This is a genomic window from Nonomuraea sp. NPDC001684 (genome assembly GCF_053596515.1).
In genome coordinates this window covers 1-7952 of the sequence record NZ_JBSFGJ010000430.1, presented here as the reverse complement: position 1 = coordinate 7952, position 7952 = coordinate 1, and the positions used below count along the sequence as shown (strand labels likewise).

At 66.0% G+C, this 7952-nt stretch carries 11 protein-coding genes and 1 pseudogene; 7 read left to right on the top strand and 5 right to left on the bottom strand.

From position 1 onward, the window contains the following. Nucleotides 1–301, bottom strand: a 301-nt coding sequence (locus tag ACWCSD_RS42595) for a hypothetical protein (RefSeq protein ID WP_449923634.1), incomplete at its 3' end; no start/stop codon positions are given. An 83-nt stretch (nt 302–384) separates the two neighbouring features. On the opposite strand from ACWCSD_RS42595, the gene ACWCSD_RS42590 reads away from it, so the two are divergent. Together ACWCSD_RS42590 and ACWCSD_RS42585 are read left to right on the top strand one after the other, a co-directional pair. After that, nucleotides 385–897: an integrase core domain-containing protein gene (locus ACWCSD_RS42590; RefSeq protein WP_449923631.1), complete on the top strand. Its 513-nt coding sequence runs from the start codon at nt 385–387 to the stop codon at nt 895–897. Nucleotides 898–971: 74 nt separating this feature from the next. Further along, a complete protein-coding gene (locus ACWCSD_RS42585; protein ID WP_449923628.1) occupies nt 972–1886 on the top strand; it encodes a site-specific integrase in 915 nt (304 codons plus the stop codon). A gap of 522 nt (nt 1887–2408) precedes the next feature. Here the strand turns inward: ACWCSD_RS42585 and ACWCSD_RS42580 are convergent. Then, nucleotides 2409–2672, bottom strand: a complete 264-nt coding sequence (locus ACWCSD_RS42580) for a hypothetical protein (protein ID WP_449923624.1) — start codon at nt 2670–2672, stop codon at nt 2409–2411. A 14-nt stretch (nt 2673–2686) separates the two neighbouring features. On the opposite strand from ACWCSD_RS42580, the gene ACWCSD_RS42575 reads away from it, so the two are divergent. From ACWCSD_RS42575 to ACWCSD_RS42560, 4 genes are all read left to right on the top strand, one after another. Further along, entirely contained in the window at nt 2687–3406 is a 720-nt protein-coding gene (locus ACWCSD_RS42575) for a DUF4429 domain-containing protein (RefSeq protein ID WP_449923621.1), read from the top strand. A 200-nt stretch (nt 3407–3606) separates the two neighbouring features. Further along, nucleotides 3607–3840 carry a hypothetical protein gene (locus ACWCSD_RS42570; RefSeq protein WP_449923618.1) on the top strand — a complete coding sequence of 78 codons (234 nt, stop codon included), beginning with the start codon at nt 3607–3609 and terminating at the stop codon, nt 3838–3840. Nucleotides 3841–3864: 24 nt separating this feature from the next. Next, on the top strand, nt 3865–4971 hold the full coding sequence (locus ACWCSD_RS42565) for an integrase core domain-containing protein (protein WP_449923637.1): 1107 nt from the start codon (nt 3865–3867) through the stop codon (nt 4969–4971). Next, a complete protein-coding gene (locus ACWCSD_RS42560) occupies nt 4874–5653 on the top strand; it encodes a carboxypeptidase-like regulatory domain-containing protein (protein ID WP_449923615.1) in 780 nt (259 codons plus the stop codon). Before ACWCSD_RS42565 ends, ACWCSD_RS42560 begins: the two co-directional genes overlap by 98 nt. Here ACWCSD_RS42560 and ACWCSD_RS42555 read toward each other — a convergent pair. Then, nucleotides 5614–6318, bottom strand: coding sequence for a class III lanthionine synthetase LanKC N-terminal domain-containing protein (locus ACWCSD_RS42555; protein ID WP_449923612.1), 705 nt, complete (start codon nt 6316–6318; stop codon nt 5614–5616). The genes ACWCSD_RS42560 and ACWCSD_RS42555 overlap by 40 nt on opposite strands. A gap of 62 nt (nt 6319–6380) precedes the next feature. Between ACWCSD_RS42555 and ACWCSD_RS42550 the strand changes: the two are divergent. Continuing rightward, nucleotides 6381–6626, top strand: a pseudogene (locus tag ACWCSD_RS42550) (hypothetical protein); the annotation flags it as partial. 210 nt (nt 6627–6836) lie between these two features. On the opposite strand, the gene ACWCSD_RS42545 reads toward ACWCSD_RS42550, so the two are convergent. Together ACWCSD_RS42545 and ACWCSD_RS42540 are read right to left on the bottom strand one after the other, a co-directional pair. Continuing rightward, nucleotides 6837–7406, bottom strand: coding sequence for a hypothetical protein (locus tag ACWCSD_RS42545; RefSeq protein WP_449923609.1), 570 nt, complete (start codon nt 7404–7406; stop codon nt 6837–6839). Between the two features lie 38 nt (nt 7407–7444). Next, the gene (locus ACWCSD_RS42540) at nt 7445–7888 is read right to left on the bottom strand and encodes a hypothetical protein (RefSeq protein WP_449923606.1); all 444 of its coding nucleotides are present in this window, start codon (nt 7886–7888) and stop codon (nt 7445–7447) included. Nucleotides 7889–7952: the final 64 nt, after the last annotated feature.

Here is a 7952-nt window from a genome sequence, read left to right as displayed (position 1 = left end):
TACGGCGTCCAGAAATCCGCGAAGTGCCGATGCCATGCGGCTTCGCCTTCATCGGATCGTGACGCCGGGCACCTTGTTGTCCTGGCACCGCCGCCTGGTCAGCCAACGCTGGACCTACCCGAACGCGGCCGGGCGTCCGCCGGTCCCGGATACGCTGCGTGATCTGGTGGTCCGGTTGGCCAGGGAGAGTCCCCGCTGGGGGCACCGGCGTATCCGGGGCGAACTGCTCGGGCTCGGCCATCGGATTGGAGAAGGCACGATCCGCCGGATCCTGGCCGCGGCCGGCCTGGGTCAGCACCACGCCAGACCTCGCCGAACTGGCGACAGTTCCTCACCTCGCAAGCCTCCGGCATCTTGGCGTGCGACTTCATGCACGTAGACACTGTGTTCCTCAAGCGCCTGTACGTCTTGTTCGTCATGGAGATCGAGACACGCCGCGTGCACCTGCTGGGCCTCACCTCCAACCCAACGCGCGCATGGACCACCCAGCAAGCCCGGAACCTACTGATAGATCTGGGAGAACGCGCCGGCGCCTTCAGATTCCTCATCCGGGACCGTGACGGCAAGTTCTCCCCCTCATTCGATGAAGTGTTCACCGCCAACGGCGTGCGGGTCATCAAGACGCCCGTCCGGTCACCCCGGGCAAACGCGTTCGCGGAACGGTTCGTGGGAACACTACGCCGTGAGTGCCTCGACCACCTGCTCATCCATGGCGAGCGGCACCTACGCAAGGTCCTGACTGAGTACGAACACCATTTCAACCACCGTCGCCCACATCAGAGCCGTTCCCTCCGCCCACCATTGCACGACCCCAGCGAGGCGATCGACATGACCACCCGGATCCACCGCCGAAGGACCGTCACAGGACTGATCAACGAGTGCCGCAGAGCAGCCTGATCACCCTAGGAAAGCCCAGCTCAGCAACAGTATTCACCGTTTTGGCACCGTACAGGCCGGTCAGCATCGCCACCATGCACCGCATCCGCGCCACACTCCGCCACGCGCTCAACATGGCCATGCGACAGGATCGGCTGGTCGACTTCAATCCCGCCGCCGTGCTGGAGATGCCCGCCCATGTCCGGCCCAAGCCATTGGTGTGGACCGAGGACCGGGTCCGCGCCTGGCAGCAGGACTTCCACACCTACCGGCGGGCGGAGAAGCAGCGCCGGGGCGGACGGCGGGTCGATCCCATCGACGCCTACACCAGCGTGCCCCGCCCCTCCCCCGTCATGGTGTGGACACCCGCACAGACCCGCCTGTTCCTCGAAGAAGCACGAACCCACCGGCTGTTCGCCTTGCATCAGCTGGTCGCGCTGCGCGGGCTGCGCCGGGGCGAGGCATGCGGGCTGCGGTGGAAGGAGGTCGATCTCAACGGCCACAGTCTGACGGTGAACTGGCAGCTGGTGCAGCTGGCCTGGCAGATCCACGAGGGCACCCCGAAGACCGACGCCTCGGTACGCACCATCGCCCTGGACACCGACACCGCCCAAGTCCTGCGCGCCCACCGGCAGCAGCAACTGCAGGAACGACTGGCCATGGGCGAGGCATGGGGCGACACCGGGTTCGTGTTCACCCAGCCCGACGGCACCCGCCTGCACCCCCAGCACGTCTCCGACCAGTTCCTGTGGCTGGCCTACCTGGCCGGCCTGCCACCCATCCGCCTCCACGACCTCCGCCACGGCGCGGCCTCGCTGATGCTGGCGGCCGGGGTAGAGATGAAGGTGGTGCAGGAAACACTGGGCCACACCTCCAGCGCGTTCACCGCCGACACCTACACCTCCGTCTACCCACAGGTGGCCACCGCCGCCGCCGAGAAGACCGCCGCCCTGCTGTTCGGCAAAGAGGACCAGGCCGATGCCGGGAGAGTCGTCTCGTTGAGGAACTGACAGTCGGATTAAGCATCCGGCCCCGAACTCGCCGCCTGCTCGCGGCGAGGCGGGGCCGCTGCTCTTGCCGCACAGGCTCGGGGATGGCGGATGATCACGGTGTGTGCAGGGTCGGTGCAACCGAGCACGCACGGAGCACGCAACCGCTAGACGGAAATTCTAGAACGCATCCGACGCCGAGTTGTCACAGGTCAGGCCATGATCAAAGCGCGCCCTGCAGGATTCGAACCTGCGACCGTCGGATTAGAAGCAAGATCTTTTAGTGCCGCACGGTGCCGCTTGATGGCAGTTCATGCCGCCTCAGCGCGCTTTGCATGTCTGGCAATGCCGGGTTCTGACGGCACGTTTCGGGGCGTACGAGCACGCACCGAGCACGCCCGCGACCATCCTGCCGACCACGACAAGCCGTCATCCCTCACATCAGGTCGGAAATTTGGCAGACAACCTCGGCTGCAGCCTTCACAGACCACTCATATGCGGCTTGAACTGCATGGATGGAGCTTCCGGCAGCCGCAGAACCGATCATCTCGGTGGCCGACATGGGAGGGGGTGGCCGTGCGTCACCATGCTGCGGTCACGGTCGACCGCCATGGAGACCGTCACCGGCGAATGCCATTGCTCGAAGCGCCGCGACCTGGACAGGTCGACCGCTTCCTGCTCCTCCAAAGTGCGCCAGCAGAAGTCGCCGTAGTCGTCGTAGCCGAACGTGGCGGCCGGCGACGTGCGCAGGCCCGGCCGGCTCGTCGCGGTGGTCGCCCGTCTGCGTAGCCGCCAGTGTTCGGGCACCTATCCTTGCTTGCATGGGTGACGTACTGAAGGGGCGAGGTTGCGCGTGGGAGTTCGAGGACGGTGGGCTGCACATTACGCCTGAACCGGGTAAGGCGTCGAAACTGAGCATGGAGCTCGGAGAGCGGTTCGTGCCGTACGACGCGCTGGCCGATGTCATGCTGGAGCCTGGTGCGCGCGGCAGGGTGGCGTTGCGGGTGGTTCCCCGACAGGGAGCCGATCCGGTCATGTCCGCGGCAACGGGGCAGCTCCAGGAGTCGCTCGATCCGTACCGGCTGGTGCTGCCCGCCGCCACGAAGACGCTGGCCGACCAGTATGCCAACGAGGTGCGCGCGGCCCTGTCCCAGCGCGGTCCGGCTGAGCGGTTCCTGATCGCCGGTCCTTCGGTGCCGCGTAGTTTCAAGGCATGGGACGGTGAGGCCGCCTTCGACGGGCAGGCTGTCACCTTCACCTGGTTCGCGTCCGGAGCTTCCCCGGCCAAGTACACGGCAGGTGACCAACGTTACCCGATCACCGAGATCGAGGGCGTCGAGTGGCATGCACTGGAGGACGCTCGCGGGTCATTGCGGCTGCGCATCCGTGGGCACCAGGCCCTCTCCAACCCCAACGACGATCCCGCCTCCGTGGTGTTCGGCATTGGTTGGGGAGCCACGCATCAATCCCTGCCCTTCGCCGCCGCCGTGCTGGCCGCCGTACAAGCTCCCATGATCGAACAGGTCACGGCGGAAGGCTGAACTGCTGTCCCGTATGTGACTTTTGTGCGCGTTGGCGCCTTGGACTCAAGGCTGTGCGGTGCCAAAACTCGTCCATGGCATCTGACCTGTGCGGGTGCCGATTACTCATCCGTCCAGGTCAAGCCGCATGCGCGTACTCCCTGAGGACGCCTGTCCGGTGCCAGAACTGATTGCAGCGGGTCTGACCTGGTCTTCTAGGCTTGACTCTCGTGCTGTTTCGCCTTCTGTATCTGCTGGTGGTCAGGGTGTTCGGCTGGCTGGTGCTGCTCGCACGGGGTAGTGCCTCCAAAGAGGTGGAGATCTTGGTGTTGCGGCATGAGGTCGCGGTGCTGCGTCGCCAGGTCCCCAGCCCAGGCCGGACTGGGCCGATCGGGCGCTGCTGGCCGCGCTGGCAAGACTGTTACCCGCACGTCTTCGACTGCATCGCATCGTAACGCCCGGCACGCTGCTGGCCTGGCATCGCAGGCTGGTCAAGAAGAAGTGGACCTACCTACCCCGCCAAACAGGGCCGGCCCCCAATCTCTGAAGAGATCCGCGATCTGATCGTCCGATTGGCTCGGGAAAATCCACGCTGGGGACATCGGCGCATCCAGGGTGAGCTCCTCGGTCTTGGCTACAGGGTGGGAGAGGGGACGGTCCGCCGGGTCCTGGCGGCGGCGGGGTTGGGGCCCGCGCCGCGCCGGGCTTCACCGACCTGGCGCCAGTTCCTCATCTCTCAAGCCTCCGGCATCCTGGCATGCGACTTTCTCCACGTCGATACGGTGTTCCTCAAGCGCCTGTACGTGTTGTTCGTCATGGAGATCAAAACACGGCGCGTGCACATCCTCGGTGCCACGGCAAATCCAACCGGCGCCTGGACGGCGCAGCGGGTACGCAATCTGCTGATGGGACTGGGCGAGCGAGCCGACAGGTTCCGGTTCCTGATCCGGGACAGGGACGGCAAGTTCGACAGAGCATTCGACGAGGTGCTCATCGGCGCGGACGTGCGCGTCCTGAAGATTCCGCCGCGCTCGCCCCGGGCGAACGCGTTCGCCGAGCGAGTCGTCGGCACACTTCGACGCGAATGCCTCGACCACCTGATCATCTATGGTGAACGGCACCTGCGTACAGTTCTGGCCGCCTATGAACGCCATTTCAACCAGCATCGCCCGCATCAGGGCCGTTCGCTCCGCCCGACAAGCGCGCCGCGATCCTCGCCCGGCGCGAGCGCGGGGAATCCGTCCGCGCCATCGCCGCCGGCGTTAAGGTCTCCGTCGGTGTCGTCCACAAAACCCTCGCAGCCGCTGAGGGCACGCTGGGGAACGACGACCCGGGCAGTGCCGCAGGCTGACGCCGGGAATCTGCGAGGGAATGCGCTGACGCCCTGTCGACGCCCCCGGCGTAGGTTGCCCTCGGTGGCCGACGCGCTGGCCCCCTTCCGAGCGGATGTTGTCGATCAAGACCGACAAATCCGGATGTCATTTCCAAGTGACCTGCAAGACGATGATCTTAACGTTCTGCGACATGGGAAGACGGCTGATGATCTGCGTCCTGCTGATGACCCTCACCGGATGCGGCGCCACTAACGAAGGTCAGGTGACCATGGGCAACATTGAACCCGGCGTGCTGAAGGGGCGCGTGGTCGACGCGGCGGGCAGCCCCATCGAGGGTGCCGAGGTCGTCGCCGACAACCAGTTGCTCTACAACAGCAACGCGGTCATAAGAACGGACAGCGACGGCTTTTACCGGCTCGACACGGACGTCAGGGCGACCTTCCACGCGACGGCAAGCGTGACCAAGCAGTACAACGGCCAGGACTACACCCTCAGCCTGGCACCCGACGACGACGCCACCTTCGCCGGCCCGACCGGCGCGATCAGGAACTTCACCTGGAAACTCTCGGGCAAAAAGCCCGATGATCTCGGTTTCTACGGCGGCAAGGTGCTCTTCGACTTCGACATCACCGATTTCCTCGACACGTTCCCGGAGGAGGAGAAGGTACAACTCACTCTCACTCCGGAGGGCCCCTTGATCGACGGTTCCGAAGGCTCTCCGATCGTCGGGATGGCGACGCGAAACGGAGACGGCTCCGGCCTGGAGGACGTCCCCATCGGCCGTTATCGAATCACGGCCGATTACGAGGGCCGCCCACTCGCCGTGAAGCTCCGCAAGGGCGGTGACTACGCGAAGGACGTCGTCGCCGACTTCGCCCCCATCATGACCGGCATCTACTTCATCGAGCTGGAACTCGCGCCCCCTCGCGCGTGACAGCCGACCCGTGCCGTCGACCAGCTCATGGACGAGCTCGCCACCACCGCCGACATCATCGACGAAGCGGGTACCCTCGCCGTCTCCACCCACATCTGCGGCCACGCCATCACCGCGGCGTAGTGCTCGGGGGTCAGGGCGGCGACGGGGTGTGCCGGGCCAGCCACGGCGGTCAGCCGGGCGAGGGTCTCGGCGTGGCGGACGACGATGGTCGCGGTCGAGCGCTTCCTCGACTCCCTGACCACGGTCACCACCCGCGTTACCGACTTGGCGTGGAAGACGCCGTACCGGTAGTGGACGAGGCTGCCGGGCCGTACCGGGCGGTCGGACAGGATCACCGGTCCAGGCAGACCGCTGGTCACCCGGTCCAGCTCTGCCGCCAAGCGGCGGAACTGCTCGTCATCGGCGCCTCCGCCGCGGTGGGCGGCCCTTGCCTCCACCCGAACCACGACGCCCGGTGTTCCGGCGGCACCCGTTCCGGAACCCGTGCAACCCCCTCCCCCAGCCCTCCTGCCGGACGCCTCCGTGGCTTCGCCACGGCGCAGACGACTGCTGCGCACGCTCGGCCTCGTCCTGCTCCTGGTCGCTATCGCGGCTGCGACCTGGGCCGCGCTCAACCCTCTGCTGCCGACCTGGATGCGCTGGACGCTCGGCGGTGCGGCCATGGCCACCACGAGCTGTCTCGTGATCGGTCTGCTGATCGGACCCGCCGTTCACGAAGGACGGCCAATTCGAATCGATGGTGGCGGACCCGGACGGGGAGTGGCACAAGGACGAACGCCGGGCCTGGTTCAGCCCACCGCCATGGGCCGAGTCGCAGCTCCCCGACGCGGCGACCGAAGCGACGGTCGCGGGCTCCGCCACACCCGCCGGGGAGGAGCCGGCCGTTTCTGATCGGCGATTGGATGTGTCCTACACGTCCGGCTGGCGCGAGGAGGCGCGGTGGGAGAACCGGTCCGAGTACGAAGACTGATGGACGCCCAAGGGCAGAAGCTGCAACAGATCGTCCGCCAGGGCAACCCAGTTCGGTCCGGTACCGGCGGGCAATGATCGTGTTGGCTTCGGCCGGGGGGAACACCGTCGCGTGATCGCGCGCCCGGTGGCCGCCGATGAGGACACCGTTCGCGCGCAGGCTCTGCCCTGGCCGCGCAGGAGCAGAGCCATGTCGCAGCGTGGCCTCGGGTCAGTCCGTGAAGACCAGCTTGGAGTACTGGTACTGGGTCTTGCCATTCTCGTCGCCGTTATGGACCCGGCCCGTCATGACCTGGTCGGAGGGCGCCATCGAGGTGTGGCTGCTCTCCTTGTACTGGTCGCTCCAGATCGGGCCGGTCACCTTCACCTGGCGGTTCTGCCAGTACAGCGCGGCGGTGCGGTACCTCGTGGGGCCGTTCTCGTCCTTCTCGTGCCATCTGCCGACCAGCACATGGTCGGCCGGGGCGACGATAAAGCCCTCGCTCTCCTTGCGAGGCTGGGTCCAGTCACCGGAGTGCACGAAGACCTTCTGCCCGTTGATGTAGATCGTTCCGCAGTAGTACGTGGTCGGGGCGTTCTCATCGCCGTAGTGCCTGCGGCCGGTGAGCACCTGGTTCACCGGGCAGATGAACTGGGAGTTCGTCTCGGACGGCATCGTCTTGGTGTAACCGGCCCGGACCTCGATCGTGTAATCGGCGGCCGCTGCGGGAGAACTCATGGTCACGACCGCCAGCGCGGCGACGGCCAGCGCGGCGGACACGGTCGTGCGGTGATTCGTCATCGTCTTTCCTGCTTTCTCGTGCCAGTACGTCTGTGGGTTCAGCCCGCGAAGGTCACCGTCGAGTACTGGTACTGGGTCTTGCCGTTCTCGTCCCCGAGGTGCAGGCGGCCGGTCATGACCTGGTTGTGTCCAGCGGTCCAGGAGTGGTTGCTCTCCTTGTAGATGCCGCTCCAGGTCTTGCTGATCAACTGCACCTGCCGGCCCTGCCAGAACAGCGTCGCGGGGCGGTACCGCGTCATGCCGTTCTCGTCACCGGTGTGCATCCGCCCGGCGATCGCGGTGCTCCCCAGCGCGGGTTCGTAGAAGGAGTCCTTCTCCTTCTTCTCCGTACTCCAGTCGAGCAGCGACACCATGACCTGCTCACCGTTGATGAAGATGAAGCTGCAGTAGTACGTGGTGTCGGCGTTCTCATCGCCGTAGTGGCTGCGACCGGTGAGCACCTGGTTCGTCGGGCAGGTGAAATTCGACCGCCACTCCTTCACCGTCTCGACGTGAGACCAGCCTGGTCCACCGCGAATACTGGTACCTGGTCGGCGTGTGCCGGAT